Source organism: Frigidibacter albus, from assembly GCF_009908165.1.
Taxonomy (GTDB): Bacteria; Pseudomonadota; Alphaproteobacteria; order Rhodobacterales; family Rhodobacteraceae; genus Frigidibacter; species Frigidibacter albus.
In genome coordinates this window covers 49994-64747 of sequence record NZ_JAAAUC010000005.1, presented here as the reverse complement: position 1 = coordinate 64747, position 14754 = coordinate 49994, and the positions used below count along the sequence as shown (strand labels likewise).

Annotated in this window: 19 protein-coding genes and 2 tRNA genes; 19 read left to right on the top strand and 2 right to left on the bottom strand. The window is 66.1% G+C overall.

Annotation, left to right across the window (positions count from 1 at the left end):
- The first annotated feature begins 40 nt into the window (after positions 1 to 40).
- Positions 41 to 172, top strand: a complete 132-nt coding sequence (locus tag GVY41_RS20520) for a hypothetical protein (protein WP_268234501.1) — start codon at positions 41 to 43, stop codon at positions 170 to 172.
- Positions 173 to 460: 288 nt separating this feature from the next.
- On the opposite strand, the gene GVY41_RS09140 is transcribed toward GVY41_RS20520, so the two are convergent.
- Positions 461 to 533: transfer RNA gene (locus GVY41_RS09140), tRNA-Cys, on the bottom strand.
- Positions 534 to 645: 112 nt separating this feature from the next.
- Between GVY41_RS09140 and GVY41_RS09135 the strand changes: the two genes are divergently transcribed.
- From GVY41_RS09135 to GVY41_RS09065, 15 genes are all read left to right on the top strand, one after another.
- Positions 646 to 993: a hypothetical protein gene (locus tag GVY41_RS09135; protein ID WP_161345675.1), complete on the top strand. Its 348-nt coding sequence runs from the start codon at positions 646 to 648 to the stop codon at positions 991 to 993.
- A complete protein-coding gene (locus GVY41_RS09130) occupies positions 990 to 1526 on the top strand; it encodes a head-tail connector protein (RefSeq protein ID WP_161345673.1) in 537 nt (178 codons plus the stop codon). Before GVY41_RS09135 ends, GVY41_RS09130 begins: the two co-directional genes overlap by 4 nt.
- Complete coding sequence (locus tag GVY41_RS09125) at positions 1523 to 1768, top strand: hypothetical protein (RefSeq protein ID WP_161345671.1); 246 nt, start codon at positions 1523 to 1525, stop codon at positions 1766 to 1768. The genes GVY41_RS09130 and GVY41_RS09125 overlap by 4 nt, the downstream gene beginning before the upstream one ends.
- Positions 1765 to 2208 (top strand): helix-turn-helix domain-containing protein, encoded by a 444-nt coding sequence (locus GVY41_RS09120; protein WP_161345669.1) that lies wholly within the window; start codon positions 1765 to 1767, stop codon positions 2206 to 2208. Before GVY41_RS09125 ends, GVY41_RS09120 begins: the two co-directional genes overlap by 4 nt.
- Positions 2209 to 2465: 257 nt before the next feature.
- Positions 2466 to 3860 carry a terminase TerL endonuclease subunit gene (locus tag GVY41_RS09115; RefSeq protein WP_229726005.1) on the top strand — a complete coding sequence of 465 codons (1395 nt, stop codon included), beginning with the start codon at positions 2466 to 2468 and terminating at the stop codon, positions 3858 to 3860.
- Complete coding sequence (locus GVY41_RS09110) at positions 3851 to 4192, top strand: head-tail adaptor protein (RefSeq protein WP_161345667.1); 342 nt, start codon at positions 3851 to 3853, stop codon at positions 4190 to 4192. The genes GVY41_RS09115 and GVY41_RS09110 overlap by 10 nt, the downstream gene beginning before the upstream one ends.
- Positions 4189 to 4545 (top strand): HNH endonuclease, encoded by a 357-nt coding sequence (locus GVY41_RS09105; RefSeq protein WP_170301161.1) that lies wholly within the window; start codon positions 4189 to 4191, stop codon positions 4543 to 4545. The genes GVY41_RS09110 and GVY41_RS09105 overlap by 4 nt, the downstream gene beginning before the upstream one ends.
- Positions 4538 to 5812 carry a phage major capsid protein gene (locus GVY41_RS09100; protein WP_161345665.1) on the top strand — a complete coding sequence of 425 codons (1275 nt, stop codon included), beginning with the start codon at positions 4538 to 4540 and terminating at the stop codon, positions 5810 to 5812. The genes GVY41_RS09105 and GVY41_RS09100 overlap by 8 nt, the downstream gene beginning before the upstream one ends.
- The gene (locus GVY41_RS09095; RefSeq protein ID WP_161345663.1) at positions 5812 to 6360 is read left to right on the top strand and encodes an HK97 family phage prohead protease; all 549 of its coding nucleotides are present in this window, start codon (positions 5812 to 5814) and stop codon (positions 6358 to 6360) included. Before GVY41_RS09100 ends, GVY41_RS09095 begins: the two co-directional genes overlap by 1 nt.
- A gap of 1 nt (position 6361) precedes the next feature.
- Positions 6362 to 7441 carry a phage portal protein gene (locus GVY41_RS09090; protein WP_161345662.1) on the top strand — a complete coding sequence of 360 codons (1080 nt, stop codon included), beginning with the start codon at positions 6362 to 6364 and terminating at the stop codon, positions 7439 to 7441.
- 637 nt (positions 7442 to 8078) lie between these two features.
- Positions 8079 to 8267: a hypothetical protein gene (locus GVY41_RS09085; protein ID WP_161345661.1), complete on the top strand. Its 189-nt coding sequence runs from the start codon at positions 8079 to 8081 to the stop codon at positions 8265 to 8267.
- Positions 8264 to 8719: a hypothetical protein gene (locus GVY41_RS09080; RefSeq protein WP_161345660.1), complete on the top strand. Its 456-nt coding sequence runs from the start codon at positions 8264 to 8266 to the stop codon at positions 8717 to 8719. Before GVY41_RS09085 ends, GVY41_RS09080 begins: the two co-directional genes overlap by 4 nt.
- 282 nt (positions 8720 to 9001) lie before the next feature.
- Positions 9002 to 9481 carry a hypothetical protein gene (locus GVY41_RS09075; protein WP_161345659.1) on the top strand — a complete coding sequence of 160 codons (480 nt, stop codon included), beginning with the start codon at positions 9002 to 9004 and terminating at the stop codon, positions 9479 to 9481.
- 5 nt (positions 9482 to 9486) lie between these two features.
- Positions 9487 to 9693 (top strand): hypothetical protein, encoded by a 207-nt coding sequence (locus GVY41_RS09070; protein WP_161345658.1) that lies wholly within the window; start codon positions 9487 to 9489, stop codon positions 9691 to 9693.
- Entirely contained in the window at positions 9690 to 10697 is a 1008-nt protein-coding gene (locus GVY41_RS09065) for a tyrosine-type recombinase/integrase (RefSeq protein WP_229726004.1), read from the top strand. Before GVY41_RS09070 ends, GVY41_RS09065 begins: the two co-directional genes overlap by 4 nt.
- Before the next feature lie 80 nt (positions 10698 to 10777).
- Here the strand turns inward: GVY41_RS09065 and GVY41_RS09060 are convergent.
- A tRNA-Cys gene (locus tag GVY41_RS09060) sits at positions 10778 to 10851 on the bottom strand.
- Positions 10852 to 11056: 205 nt separating this feature from the next.
- Between GVY41_RS09060 and GVY41_RS09055 the strand changes: the two genes are divergently transcribed.
- The 3 genes from GVY41_RS09055 (at position 11057) to GVY41_RS20195 (ending at position 14704) form a co-directional block, all read left to right on the top strand.
- Complete coding sequence (locus GVY41_RS09055) at positions 11057 to 11710, top strand: protein-L-isoaspartate O-methyltransferase family protein (protein ID WP_161345657.1); 654 nt, start codon at positions 11057 to 11059, stop codon at positions 11708 to 11710.
- A 127-nt stretch (positions 11711 to 11837) separates the two neighbouring features.
- Positions 11838 to 13208: a TolC family outer membrane protein gene (locus GVY41_RS09050; protein ID WP_161345655.1), complete on the top strand. Its 1371-nt coding sequence runs from the start codon at positions 11838 to 11840 to the stop codon at positions 13206 to 13208.
- Positions 13209 to 13315: 107 nt separating this feature from the next.
- Positions 13316 to 14704, top strand: a complete 1389-nt coding sequence (locus GVY41_RS20195; protein WP_205600087.1) for a hypothetical protein — start codon at positions 13316 to 13318, stop codon at positions 14702 to 14704.
- Positions 14705 to 14754: the final 50 nt, after the last annotated feature.

The following is a 14754-nucleotide window of genomic DNA, read 5'->3' as shown; positions in this document are numbered from 1 at the left end:
CTGTCGACATGGCCCGATCGCGGTGTACATGGGTTGGGACATGCGCCATGCCGCGGCCATTGTCGGCATCTACTCGAAACCCATTCCCGAAGTCGCCGACGATATCCGCGACAAGCTCGAGGCGCGTAGTGCGCGGGCCGCCGCGCGGGCCGCAAAGAAAGCGGCAGAATAGGCGAACGGCGGGAGCAGTGACGCGCAGTCGATCCGCCGCGTCAGCGGCGGCGGATGCCTGTCGCTACCGTCATCACCTCATCCCGATCCATGCCGAGGTGCCAGTGCATGTGAAGAAGCGACTTCCCCTAATGAGGGGAACCGTGACTGCTTCTACGCAGGAAAAAGGCAGGTGGAATGCACCGACTCTCGGTGTGTATCTGACACGCCATAATGCCCGACCGTGTAAACCGATTTGTAAACCGGAGAGGCTGTTCAAGACGGAAACTGCATAACCCCTTGAAAGCCTTGGAGGCGGGTACCGGAATCGAACCGGTCTTCACGGATTTGCAATCCAGTCGATTTTCCGATGAAATCAAGCCTGTAGCCCCGGAAAAGTATCACGACAAACCGGGAACGACTGGCGAACGTGATACCGGCCCCCGCGCCTCGAAATCCATCCTCTCGAAGTGCATGAAGGCCGAGCACAAGCGCATGTCGCGGATGCTGGGCTACTGCCTGACCCTCGGCAATCCCGATGGCTGGCGCGCATTCGGGTTCGTGGCGGAGGCCCGGCTGACCCGAAATGAACGCGCGGCGCTGGCCTTCACGGTGCTGAACACCCTTGAGCCTGACGAAGCCGAGATGACCGCCGCTGCAGCCGTCCAGGCGGCGGGGGCACCGTTGCCGCCGTTCCTCGGCGGGATGGAGGAAGCGCGGGACTGGGCCGCCTGTGCCCGGCGTTCCGAACTCAAGGCATATGTGCTGGCGGCATTCGAGGCGCTGCGGGACACGGATAAGGCCGCCTTCCTCGCCTATGCGCAAGGGGGGCAGTCGGCATGATCATTCAGCGCGCCCCCCTGACCGATGCCCTGCCGTTCGATCTGGCCACTGTGGCCGAACACTGCCGGGCCGAGGCTTCAGAGTATGAGAATGATCTGACCCGCATGGCGTCGGCTGCGGCTTCCGAACTTGAGGTCTATGCACAGCTCGCATTGCTGGAAACGGCAATCACCGTCACGCTGGAACGTGGCCCGGCCCGTTCGGTCTTCGATCTGCCCGTTGCCCCGCTGATCGACGCAATGTCGGTGGCCGTCAAGGTTGACGGGGTTGCCGTCGATACCTTCGCAGTGATCACCGGCCAGCGCCCCGCGATCCGCTTCACCAATGGCCGGCCGTGCGGGCTGGTCGTGATCGAGTATCAGGCCGGGTTCGGCGAGACGGCTGCGGATCTGCCACAAGACATCGCCAACGCGATCTGTGACCAGGCATCGGCCCTCTTCGACCTGCGCGGCGCGGGCGACGGCAAGAGCAATGGCATGTCGCCCCATATGGCGCGGGTGGCAGCCAGGTATCGCCGGGTGACCCTCGCATGACGGCCGAGCGTTCCTATACCGGCGATGCCGAGGTTGACCGCCTGCTGTTCCGCTGGGGGCGCGTGGTGCGCGATGCCGAGGGATGGGCGAGGGGCTTTGCCCTGTCCATCCAGCGCGCGCGCAAGAAGCCCGGCTGGACGCCCACGCCCAAGCAGCTCGCAGTGATGCAGCGGATGGTGGCCGAGCTGCCCCAGACCGAAGGCGACGATCCCGGCCCCGATCTGATCGAGGACGTGGCATGAGCTGGCGCGCGGTCAGGTGGGCGATGGAGGCGGCGCAACAGGTGCGCCTGTCGTCTGTGCAGCGTCTCGTGCTGCTGACGCTGGCCTATCATCATAACGACAAGACCAGCTGCTGCATCCCGTCGAATGAGACGCTGCGGGCAGAGACTGGCTTGTCCCGGCGCGCGGTGCAGCTGGCGGTCCAAGCCCTTGAGGCAAGCGGCCTTGTAACCGTCTCCCCGCGCGCTGTTCACGGCATCCAGACCAGCAATCAGTATGACCTGTTCGGCAAGCCGAAGGGGCGCACCACGTGCACCCGTGGGGGCGCATCAGATGCACCCCGGGGGGGCGCACGAAACGGAACAGCAGGGGCGCACCACGTGCACCCGAACTCTTCTTACCCAGAGGGCAGCACATCCAACGTGACGGCGTTCCCTGTTCAGCGCGAGCGAATGCTATGAAACACGATGCGAGTGCTTCGAGCTTCGGGAAGAGCCACGCAGCCGTTGCCGACCTGTTCGGGGATGGTCCCAATGCCGCGACCTCTGGCGGGACAGGACACCGACGCTCTGACTTTTGCATTTTCGCGCGCGACGGGGCCGAAAATCCGGCAGAAATCGCCGTCAATTTTCTCCAATCCCTGAAAATTCCGCAGGGGCCAAGCGCCGGGAATCCCGTTTTTCTCGCGCCGTTTCAGAAGCAATTCGTGGCCGGCGCTATGGCTGATGGCATCGCTGCGGCGGTTCTCAGCATCGGCCGTGGCAATGCCAAGACCGCGCTGTCCGCGGGCATCGCCCTGGGCGCGCTGCTGGGTGTCTGGGATGACCAGCGGCAACGCGAGATCCTCATCGCAGCCAGAACGCGTGAACAGGGCCAGACGGCGTGGAATTTCTGCGCCGGGTTTGCCGAGAGCCTGCCCCTTGAGATCAAGCGCCGGCTGATCTACCGCCGCGCGCCCCGGCTGGAAATCGAGTATGAGGACCAGAACGGGCGGCACCTGCTGCGCGTTCTGGCCGCTGACGGCAAGTCTGCTCTGGGATCTGCGCCGACGCTCTGCCTGCTGGATGAGCGCGGGCACTGGCCGATTGAGAAGGGCGACGAGCTGGAAGCCGCGCTGCTGTCCGGTCTGGGCAAGCGCGGGGGCCGGGCCCTGATCATCAGCACGTCCGCCGCCGACGACACGCACCCGTTTTCCAAGTGGATCGATGACCCGCTGCCGGGCACCTACGTGCAGGAACACCGTCCCTCGCCGGGCCTGCCCGCCGATGACGTGGAATCGCTGCTGGTGGCCAACCCAGGCGCGCTGCACGGCATCGGCTCTTCGCTGGAATGGCTGCAGGCGACGGCCGGGCGGGCGATTGCGCGCGGCGGTTCCAGCCTCTCAAGCTTCCGGCTTTACAACCGCAATGAGCGGATCAGCGACGAAACCCGGGATAGCCTGATCACCCCGGATGAATGGATGGCCTGCGAGGTGTCCGAGCTGCCGCCGCGCGCCGGCCAGGTCGTGATCGGGATCGACCTTGGCGGCTCTGCCAGCATGACGGCGGCCGCGTTCTACTGGCCCGAAACTGGCCGGCTGGAATGCCTCGGCACCTTCCCGTCGCGCCCGTCGCTCCTTGATCGGGGCCAGGTCGACGCGGTGGGCGATCGGTATGTGCAGATGCACGATCGGGGCGAGCTGACCGTTCTGGGCGACAAGACCGTGCCCGTCTCGCCGTGGCTGGTCGAGGTCATCAAGCACGTGCAGGGCGAGAGCATCGCGGCGATCACGATGGACCGCTACAAGCAATCCGAACTGGGCGAGGCGCTGGACGCGGCCGGCATCCGCGCGCCGATGGCATGGCGGGGGCAGGGCTTCCGCGACGGGGGCGAAGACTGCGAGCGGTTCCGGCGCGCGACCTTTGACGGGAAGGTCAAGGCCCGCCCGTCGCTGCTGCTGCGGTCTGCCTTCGCGGATGCGGTCTGCCTGCGCGACCCGGCGAACAACCTGAAACTGGCAAAGGCCCGGTCAAACGGCCGGATCGACGCTGCGGCGGCAACCGTGCTGGCCGTTGCCGAAGGGGCGCGCATCGCTGGCCGGCCGAGAGCGAAAGCGAGGGTATCATGGGCATGAATGCGAGCCAGCTGGATCGGCGTGTTCAATTTCTGCGGGCAGAGCTGATTGATGACGGCTTCGGGAATGTGACGGGCAGTTTCGAGCCGCTTGGCACCAAAGTCGCGGCATGGCGGCGCGATGTGTCCGATTCCGAGAAGGTCTCGGCGGGCCGCCTGCAGTCCGAGGTCGTGACCCGGTTCCGCGTCCGGTCCACCAGCTTCACGCGCGGGATCACGGCGGCTGACCGCCTGTCCAGCGAGGGTGCGACTTTCGAGATCCTCGGCATCAAGCAGACCGAAGAGCGCCGCACGTTCCTTGAAATCACCGCCGTCGCGGGGGTCTGGGCATGATCGGCGTCCGCAAGCAGCATCACCGGCATTCGCAGAAGATCACCAGGACAAAGCGCTGGAAGGTGCTGCGGATGGCGATCCTTGAGCGCGACGGCTTTCGCTGCAAGCACTGCGGCTGCGGCGGGCGGCTTGAGGTGGACCATATCCACCCGGTCAGGACGCACCCTGACCTGTCCTATGCGCCGGGCAACCTGCAGTCGCTCTGCCCGTCCTGCCACACCAAGAAAACCAGAATCGAATGCGGGCACCCCCCGCTTGCCGATGCCCGCCAGCAGTGGCGGGGCTTCGTCGCGGATCTTGAGCGCGACCACCAGAAACCGAAACCGAGCATCCTAGGAGATACCAATGCTTGAATCCGTGAAGATCACCCGGCGACAGTCGGAAATCCGCCAAGCCCTTGCTGGGCTGGTGGGCAAGGAAAAGCCGACCGAAGACGAGGTGCGCAACATCGAGGCGATGGACCTTGAGTTTCGCCAGAACGAAACCCGCTACCGTGCAGCGCTGATCTGCGAAGACACCGAGCGGCGCGAAGCCGGGGCCGAGCTGGAAACCCGTTCGGGCAAGGAATGGGCCGAGCTGATGGCCGGTTTCGAGATGCGCCAGGTGGCGTTCGCGCTGGACGAGGGCCGCGCGCTGTCGGGCAAGACGGCCGAGATCGTGACCGAGCTGCGCAACGCGGGCGGCTTCCGGGGCATCCCCGTGCCGTGGGCGGCGCTGGAACAGCGCGCGGGCGAGACCATCGCCAGCGGCACCCCGGCGCCCACCCAAACGCGCCCAATTATCGACAGAATCTTCCCAGACTCGGCGGCATCGCGCATGGGGGCGCAGATGATCAGCATCGACGCGGGCGCGGTGGAATGGCCCGTGACGACTTCGGCGGTGTCGGCAGGCTGGGCCGATGGCGAGCTGGCGAACGTGGCCGGCCCGACCACCTATGTCACCACGGACCGCCCCCTGACCCCGGATCACAACCTGGGCGTCCAGATGCGGATCAGCCGCAAGACCCTGAAACAGGCTGGTGATGCGCTGGAACAGGCAGTGCGCCGGGATATGGCCGGCGCAATGGGCGCGGCGATGGACCGGGCGGTGTTCATCGGCACCGGCGCGAACGGCCAGCCCCTCGGCGTCATCACCGGGGCAGCCACCTATGGCATCACCAGCACGGCGGTTGCCGATGAGGTGACTTGGGCGGCGTTCCGCGCGGCGGTCGTGCGCTTCATGGTGGCGAACGCGGCCGGCTCGCCCGATGCCGTGCGCGCCCTGATCCGCCCGGAAATGTGGGCATACCTGGACGGGCTGCTGATCGACGGCACGGCGGTTTCCGAATGGGACCGGCTGCTGAAGAGCATCCCGGCTGGCAACATCGCCATGACGACGAACGGGCTGGCCGCGCCTGCCGGCGATCCGCTGGCGGTGTCTTCGCTGCTGACCACGGCGGCGGGCGGTGTCGCCCCGATCTTCGTGGGCGCGTGGGGCGCGGTGGACGTGATCCGCGACCCCTTCACCGACGCGCAGTCGGGCGGCCTGCGGATCACCGCGCTTGCCACGATGGACCTGACGGTTGCGCGCCCGGCGCAGCTCGAGGTTCTGACCGGCCTGGAACTGGCGGCGGCTGCCTGATGCTCTGGGCCGCGCATGGCAGCGCGCTTGAGCTGCGCACCGAGGGCGGGGCAACCCGCCTTCGGGCAACCTTCCCCTATGGGGCGGAGGCCGAGCTGGCACCGGGGCGGCGCGAGGTCTTCGCCAGCCGGGCATTCGCGGCCCGCATCGAGGCGGGCGAGGACATCCATCTGCTCGCCGGCCACGACTATGAAAAGCCCCTCGCCTCGCGGGCGGCGGGCAACCTGCAAGTGACCGATACCGACGCGGCGCTTGTGATCGAAGCGACCATCGACGGCACCACCACTTGGGCGCGCGACTTTCTGGCGGCGCACGGGGCGGGGCTGATCCGGGGCATGTCGCCGGGATTTCGCGTATCGCCAGGCGGCGAGCGGATCGAGAGCCGGGGCGATGCCTTGCTGCGCACCGTCACGGCGGCAGAGCTGTTCGAGGTCTCGGCAGTGACCCGCCCGGCATATGACGGGGCGCAGATCGAGGCGCGGAGCTGGCAGCCGGTGGCGCAGCCCGCGGCGCGCCTGGTCAATCATCTGAACCGTTGGAGGGTCTGACATGGGCATTCTGAGCCTGTTCCGCCGCAAGCCTGTCGAAACCCGGTCCTCTGGCAGCGGCTACACCGCGCAGATCATGGCCGCCCGCGAATCCTACATCAGCGGCGGTTCCGGCATCGGGGAGCTGACCGCGACCGTGCAGGGCTGCGTGAGCCTCTGGGAAGGGGCCTTCGCGCTGGCCGATGTGCAGGGCACGAACATGCTGACGCGGGCGCACATGGCTCTGCTGGCGCGGGCGGCGGCCCTGCGCGGCGAGGCGGTCATGCAGATCACCGGCGACGGGCTGGTGCCCTGTGCCGACTGGGATCTGTCCACCCGCAACGGCATCCCCCGCGCCTACCGCGTGTCGGTATCCGAAGCGGGCGGCGGCTCCACCAGAACCGTGCTGGCGGCCGAGGTGCTGCATCTGCGCATCGGCTCTGACATGGTGGCCCCTTGGACTGGCATCGCGCCGCTGCGCCGCGCGCCGCTCACCGCCGAGCTGCTGCACCAGGTGGAAAGCGCGCTGCGCGATGTTTACCGGGATGCCCCTCTTGGTTCGCTGATCATCCCGCTGCCCGAAGGCTCTGCCGATGACATGGCGACGATGCGCGCGGCCTTCCGTGGCCGGCGCGGTTCTTCGCTTGTGGTCGAGGGCGTGGCGCAGGCGACGGCAGCCGGCATGAACCCGAACCTTGGCAAGTCGCCCGATCAGCTTTCGCCCGACCTGTCGAAGTCCATGACGCGCGAGACGCTGGAAGCGGCGCGGGATGCAATCTGCATGAGCTTCGGCGTCCTGCCCGGCCTGATGAACAAGGCGACCACGGGGCCGATGGTGCGCGAGGCGCAGCGCCACCTTGCCGGATGGGTGCTGCAGCCGCTGGCCGAGCTGCTGGCCGAAGAGGCAACCGCCAAGCTGGGCGCGGCGGTGATGATCGACGTGGGCCGGCCGCTGCAGGCGTTCGACGCCGGTGGCCGGGCGCGGGCACTGGCGCAGATCATCGAGGCGATGGGCCGCGCGAAGGAGCTGGGGCTGTCACCGAAGGAAATGGAATCGGCGCTGCTGTCGGTCAACTTCGGAGGCGGCGACAACCTGGCATGAGACAGGCAGGATGCGCCCGGATCTAGTCCGTCCAAAGCATCCCCGTTACTCGGCATGTGGGTAAACTCCGAGAGAGCGCGGCCGCCGAAATCCTCAGAAGGGGGCATGGAGCTTGATAGGCCGGGACGCTACTTCGTCCCGGCCTCGTCGTTACTTCCGAAACAGGTTAGCAACGTCAGTTTCAAAGTCATTGCCGCCGCCCCTGACGGCATCCGAGCACAATGATACAAGCTTGAGAAATTTCCCGTCGCTCGCCTTTGGTTTGCCATTGTGTTCGTTTATCCAGAGACTGATCGCCATTTGGTAGGCGACTGCCGCAAAGTCATTTGGCGCTATTTTGACTGTCTGATCTGCCACTTTTAATTCCCTCTAAGACGTTTCTAACAAATTCTGGCCGCGATGGCTCAGGATTGACCTTCGCCCGCTCCGCGTCGACCCAAGCCAAAAGCTCAGGCTGCAGGCGAACGCCGATCAGCATTCCCTTGCCGGTAGGGGCCGGGCCACGCCTGCCTTTTCGGGTTAACACGGTTTTTTCTTGATCGCTCATGCAAACCCGGATAACACAGTAAGCGAGCCGAAGGAAGTTGGCGCTTCACTTCGGCTCTAACCGAAACCCTGATCTATGGAGGATCAGCGCATGGCTGTGCATTGCCATAACACCCCCGGCTTGCCCGGTGAAACCCTTTCCGAAATCCACGACATGCTGACGCTCGCGCTGGACGCGACCGCGCGCCCGAGCGGCTACAGCCAGGGCGAACGCGAGGCGCGCAGCTACATGCGCACCGCCCTGCGCCGCACCCAAACGCTGCTGGAGGGCCGGGTATGAACCGCCGCACCCTTCTGGCAGCGCTGCCCGCGTCCGGGGCAATGCTGATCCTTTCGTCCTCTGCGCCGGCCGTGGCTGCGGAACCCATTTCAACCGCTTCGGCTCCACCCGCCCCTGCGCGTAAGAGCGCGGACGCGCTGCTTTCCCTGCCCTTCGTCCGCAATACCTCCCGGGCAGAACAGCGCGCCGGGCTGCCGCCGCGCCTGTTCTGGTCTGTGAAGCCGAGCGGCGACTATGGCCGGGACTGCGACACCGGCAGCGCCTATGCCATACAAGCGCTTGATTACATGGCCGAGCATCGCATGCCACACCTCATGCAGTGGGCGGTCCTCGACATGATCCGCCATGTTCAGGAGCGAACGGGGATCGAAGTCGGCTTCCTGTCGGTCTTCGGGAATTACGGGATGGCCACACGCATGATCATCAATGGCAACCTGCCGAAGGTGGCCTGATCGGGCGCTCAGGTGATTCGCTTTCGCGCAAGTCATCGCACTGCTTTTGGTGAGCAAAAACGGTGAGTTAAAGGCGCTAACCCTCTTAAACGGGCTTAAAGGGCTATTGAAGGGGGGTTTTAACGTTTTCCTAACATATTGAAATCGAACGGAAAAAGTGGAACACTTCGGGTGAGCATCAAAACTGCTCGCCCGTCGCCCTATGCCAACCCCGGCTCCACACTATCCTCTTGCAATACTCAATAGGTCGGCTATGTTCTTGCTGAAACCAAGAGGTGAACCATGATCGACCTGCCCACGAAAACCAATCTGCGCGCGACCACGAAACTGGCCTGCGAGATCGCAAACACGAACCCTGATCGCTTCAACGAGGCGATCCATGCCGGCTTCTACCCCTGCGCCCCGAAGACCACGCCAGGCAAGGCGCGCTCGTTCAGCGTCGATGACATCGTGGCGCTGCGCCAATATCAGGGCGAGATGGACCGTGGCATGAGCGCGGCCGCTGCCGGTGCGAAAGCCTGCAAAATTCTGGACTTCATGCAGGTCTATCCCGACGCCCCGCGCGTTTTCATCGTCGCTACCAGCTTCGGGTCGATGGACCGCCTGCTGCCCGAGTTCGACGTGACCCAGGGCTTCATCATGATCAACGACAAGCAGCAGATCGATGTGATCGGCTGCGAGGTGATCAACCTCGACTGGCACCGAGTGCGCATCGTTCACTACATCACCGAAGCCGACAGCAACCGCGTGGTGGGGGACTGACGCAAATGGCTCGCTTCACCCCGATCCTTGCCTGCGAAACTACTGCGGCCCAGCTTCTGGACATGAAGCCGGCCGAGTTTCGGGCGGCGGTCGAGGCGGGCCATTTGCCGCGCGGGCGTGAGCTGGTGCCGGGCCTCGTTCGTTGGCCGGTCGAGGATCTGAAGCGCATTGCCAGCGGAGACGCGATTGAGGGCGGGGGCATCCAGTGGTGAAGCGCAAGAAATACCTCTGGGATCACCCGAGCGGCCGGGTCTATTTTCGGCGCGGCAAGCTGCTTGTGCGGATGCTGGCACCGGAGGGCACCGCGGAGTTTGACGCTCAGTACTGGGAAATCATGACCGGCAAGCGGGCAGAGGCCAAGCGGTCCTGGTCTGCGCTGATCGAGGTCGTGCGCGGTTCTGACGAGTGGGCCAACCATTCGCCGCGCTACCGCAAAGACCTTGAACCGGTCTTCGCCTACCTGGTCGAGAAGATGGGCAAGCAGGACGTCGCAAGGCTAACCCAAGCCGACATTTACGACGCGATGGACGCGAACCGGCACCGGATCAGGTTCGCCAACTACATAGCGACTGCCATTTCCATGCTCTGCAAGGTCGCGGTCAGAAAGCGCTGGCGGCTGGACAACCCGGCTATCGGCATTACCCCGAAGGCCATGCCGAAGGCCAAGAAGAAGCCGCATGTGCCGTGGCCAGATTGGGCGGTGGAGAAGTTCCGGGCCGAGGCAAAGGAACTTGCGCTGCTGGTCTTCGAGATTGGCGTTGGCACCGTACAACGCCCCGGCGACTGGCCGGGGTTCACGTGGGGCGACTGTGAGTTGGAGGGCGATGGCCTCCTGCGGTTGCGCCAGAATAAGACCGATGTGCCGCTGGAGCTGCCTTGCACAGAGGCATTGAAGCAGGCGCTTGAGAGCGCCAAGGCGAAGTTGCCCTTCACACCGCTGCCAAGCCGCCCGATCCTCTGCACCCCGTCTGGGGGCAGGATGGGGTATCGCTACATCGCAGACATGATGCTGAAAGAGCGCAAGCGGCTGGGGCTGGAGGCTTTCGACCTTCACGCCCTTCGCTATCGCGGTGTGAAGGAACTGGCATGGGCCGGGTGCGACGACGACGAGATTGCGAGCTACAGCGGCCACACGACGAAAGCGATGATCGCCAAGTATGCGGGCGAGGCGCGGCAGCAGATGCGAGCGAGGCAAGCTCGACTCAAGCGCCAGTGAACGGAACAGGCCCGGAACAAGAACGTGATACCCGAGGTGATACCCAATGAGCAAGCACGCGGCTAACCCCTTGAAAACCTTGGAGGCGGGTACCGGAATCGAACCGGTCTTCACGGATTTGCAATCCGGTGCGTAACCTCTCCGCCAACCCGCCGCCGGAGGTGTGCCGCACTTATACCATGGCTGCGGGCCGTGCAAGCGCCTCGCGTGCCGTGCTGGTGGCTGCAAGTGCCTCGGGGGGTTGTGCCGGCTGCGCCACGCCTCTGCGCCTGTGCACAGATGGCGCTGCAAGCGCCGTTGCCGCGCCTGCCGTTCTGTGGCAAGACGAGCGCAGGAAATTCAGACCGAAGAGTTCACTCATGGCTGACTACGCACAGCGCCGCACGATGATGGTCGATACGCAGGTCCGGCCGAACGATGTGACCAAGTTCCCGATTATCGAGGCGATGCTGGCCATTCCGCGCGAAAGTTTCGTGCCGGCCGCCCTGCGCGAGGCCGCCTATATGGGCGAGAACATCACCATCGGCCCGCGCCGCGTGGTGCTCGAGGCGCGGACGCTGGCAAAACTGCTCGATGCGCTCGACATCCAGCCGACCGAGCTGGTGCTCGATATCGGCTGCGGGCTTGGCTATTCGGCGGCGGTAATCGCGCGTCTGGCCGAGGCTGTCGTGGCCGTCGAAGAGGATGAGAGCCTGGCCGCCGAGGCGCAGGCCGTGCTGTCCGAGGCGGGCGCCGACAATGCCGCGGTGATTGCCGGGCCGCTGGTGGCGGGCGCTGCCAAGCACGGACCCTATGACGTGATCACCATCGAGGGCGCCGCCGAAACCGTGCCCGAAGCGATTCTGGCGCAGCTGAAAGAGGGCGGCCGCATCGGCTGCATCTTCATGGAGGGCGCCCTGGGCGTCGCCCGCGTCGGCCATAAATCCGACGGTGCGGTGACCTGGCGCTTTGCCTTCAACGCATCGGCCCCGGTTCTTCCCGGGTTTGAAAAAGGCCGCGGCTTTATTCTGTAAGGCCGCTTTTCTGCATCTGGCGCGACGGAAACCCGCGCCCGGTGCGTGACAGACGCGGGGCGCAAGACGCGAAGCGCAAGCCTCGCCCAAGGGCGAACCGGGACTCGGGCAGAACAGGACGGCATCGATGGCTTATCAGACAAGACGGACGGGTTGGCGCGCAGCAGCCCTTGCGGTGGGGCTGGCCCTGGCGATAGCGGCCCCGGCCCGGGCGGAAACGCTCGCCGATGCGCTGGTCTCGGCCTATCGGCAGTCCAACCTTCTGGAACAGAACCGCGCCGTGTTGCGCGCCACCGATGAGGATGTGGCCGGCGCCATCGCCGCGCTGCGGCCGGTCTTCGCCTTCGTCGCCGACTCCGGCTATTCCCGCACCGCGGTGACCAGCGGATACTCGGCCTCGATCGGGCTCAGTGCCTCGCTCACGCTGTTCGACAGCGGCCGCTCACGGCTGGGCGTGCTGATCGCGCAGGAGAGCGTTCTGGCCGCCCGCGAATCTTTGGTCCAGGTCGAACAGGGCGTGCTGCTGGATGCCGTCAGCGCCTATTTCGACGTGCGCTCTGCGACCGAGAGTGTGGCGATCAACGAGAACTCCGTCCGCGTTATCGGCGAGGAGTTGCGGGCCGCCGAAGACCGCTTCGAGGTCGGCGAGGTGACCCGCACCGACGTGGCGCTGGCCGAGGCACAGCTTGCTGCCGCGCGGGCCGGTGCGGCCGCGGCCTCGGGCAATCTCAGTGTCGCGCGAGAGGCCTACAAGGCGGCCACCGGCCATTATCCGGCGGCGCTGGCGCCTGCCCCCCGCCCGCCTGCTCTGCCGGCGACGCTGGACGAGGCCAAGGCCATCGCCCTGCGCACCCATCCCTCGCTGCGCGAGGCACAGCGCCAGGTGGCCGTGTCCGAACTGCAGGTGAGCCTTGCCTCGGCACAGCGCGGACCCAGCGTCGATGCCACGGTCCGGGCTGGCCGCACCGACACCGGCGATGACACGATGTCCGCAGGCGTCAGCCTGTCGCAGCCGATCTATTCGGGCGGCGCGCTGTCGTCGCTGCACCGCCAAGCCATTGCCGGCCGCGACGCCTCGCGCGCCGCGCTGCTGCAGGCTGGCGTGAATATCGGACAATCGGTGGGCGAGGCCTGGTCGGCCATCGCCGTCGCCCGCGCCCAGATCAGCGCCACCGACGAGCAGATCCGCGCCGCGACCGCTGCCTATGAAGGTGTGCGCGAAGAAGCCAATCTCGGGGCCCGCACCACGCTCGACGTGCTCGATGCCGAGCAGGACCTGCTTGATGCCCGCGCAACGCGCATTGATGCCGAGGCCAATCTGCAAGTATCGATTTATTCGCTTTTGGCCTCTATGGGTCTGTTGACCGCAGAGCATCTGAACCTCGGGATCCCGACCTATGACCCCGCCGCGTATTACGAGGCTGTCAAGAATGCGCCGCTTACCAGCACGCAGGGCAGAAGCCTTGACCGCGTGCTGCGCGCCATCGGCCAGGAGTGACCTGCGCGCCGCGCGCCTGTGCGGCACGTTGCTGTCATGTCCGGTCCGCCGCGGTTGTCTTGTGGCCCGGTCGGGGCTAACCTTGGCCAATTCCAGAAGGGGGCATGATGTCTGACCCGATGACCAAGGTCGAAATCGAGGATGTGCTGTCCTCCATCCGCAGGCTGGTGTCCGAGGATCAGACGGTGCCGCAGGGCGCCGCCACTTTGCGGCCGGAGCCCTCGCGCCCCGCCGCCATGCATCCCCGCCCGGTCTTGAGCGCGGCCCCAGTGAAGGCGGCTGAAGGCGAGGCCGAGGAAACGACGGGTGAAGGTGATAGCTCGTACATTGCGCCCGACTCGCTGCAGGGTCTGCACGCGGAGGAGCCCCAAGAGCCTGCCCTCGACGAGCTCGAGCCTGAGCCTTCGCACGAAGCGCAGGCCCAGCCCGATCCCTTGGTGCTGACCCCGGCGCTGCGCGTGGTGGACCACGACTCCGCCAGCCTACGCGCCAGCCTGGAGGAGACCATCGCCGAGCTCGAGGCGGCAATTTCCGGGTCCGGTGGCGACTGGGAGCCGGATGGCAGCGAGCCGGACAGTCCGGTCGAGTTCGACGAATTCGCAACCAGCCTCGCGGCAGTCGTTTCCGCCGGTCCGGCAGCGGTGGACGATGCCGGAGAGACGGAGATCGGGGCTGCGCCGGAAGAGTTTGCCGCGATGGACGCAGGGCTGGACGGCGCAGCGCAGGATGACAGCTCTCAGGATGCCGAGCCCGCGGCCGAGGAGGCAAGTTCGCCCGTGGCCGACAGTCCGGTCCGGCTTGTCTCCGACAGCGGCGATGCACGGCCCGAGGGGCTGTGGAGCCAGTATCCCGAGACGATGGAATGGTCCGCTCCGGGCGATCTGACCGAGCATGGGGCGGAGGGCAAGGCGGAGGGGCTGGAGCTTGCGCCGGAAGAGCCCGAGACTGCCGCACTCGATGAGCCTGAGGCGCTTGCACCTGAGGAGCCTGAGGCGCTTGCGCCGGAACAGCCGGATGTTCTGCCGGGGGACACCGCGGCAGATGCCTATGCCGACCCGGAGCCCGACCTCGCAGACCGCTTCTGGGCGGCCGAGGCCGAGGATATGGACCCGGGCGAGCCGGACTTCCCCGAAGCGGCCCGGTCCGACGCCCCGGACTGGCAGGACGACCCCGTGCCGGACAACCAGCCCCGCCGACTGCATCTTGCAGGTGGTCTTGGTTGGGGCGCGACGCCGCCGATCTCGGCCGCAGGCCGCGGCTGGCTGCGCGGCGAGCCGGAGGACACCGACCTGCTGGAGGCCGAGGAAGACGACGAGGACGGCCTCTTCGACGATGTCGAGGAGACGGTTCTGGACGAGGTTGCGCTACGTGCGCTGGTGTCCGAGATCATCCGGCAGGAGCTGCAGGGCACACTCGGCGAGCGCATCACCCGCAGCGTGCGCAAGCTCGTTCGGCGCGAGATCCAGCGGGCCCTGGCGTCGCGCGACTTCGAGTAGCCACACGGCCAGCCACGGCGCGCTTCCTAATCCGAACATGCAAAAACAAG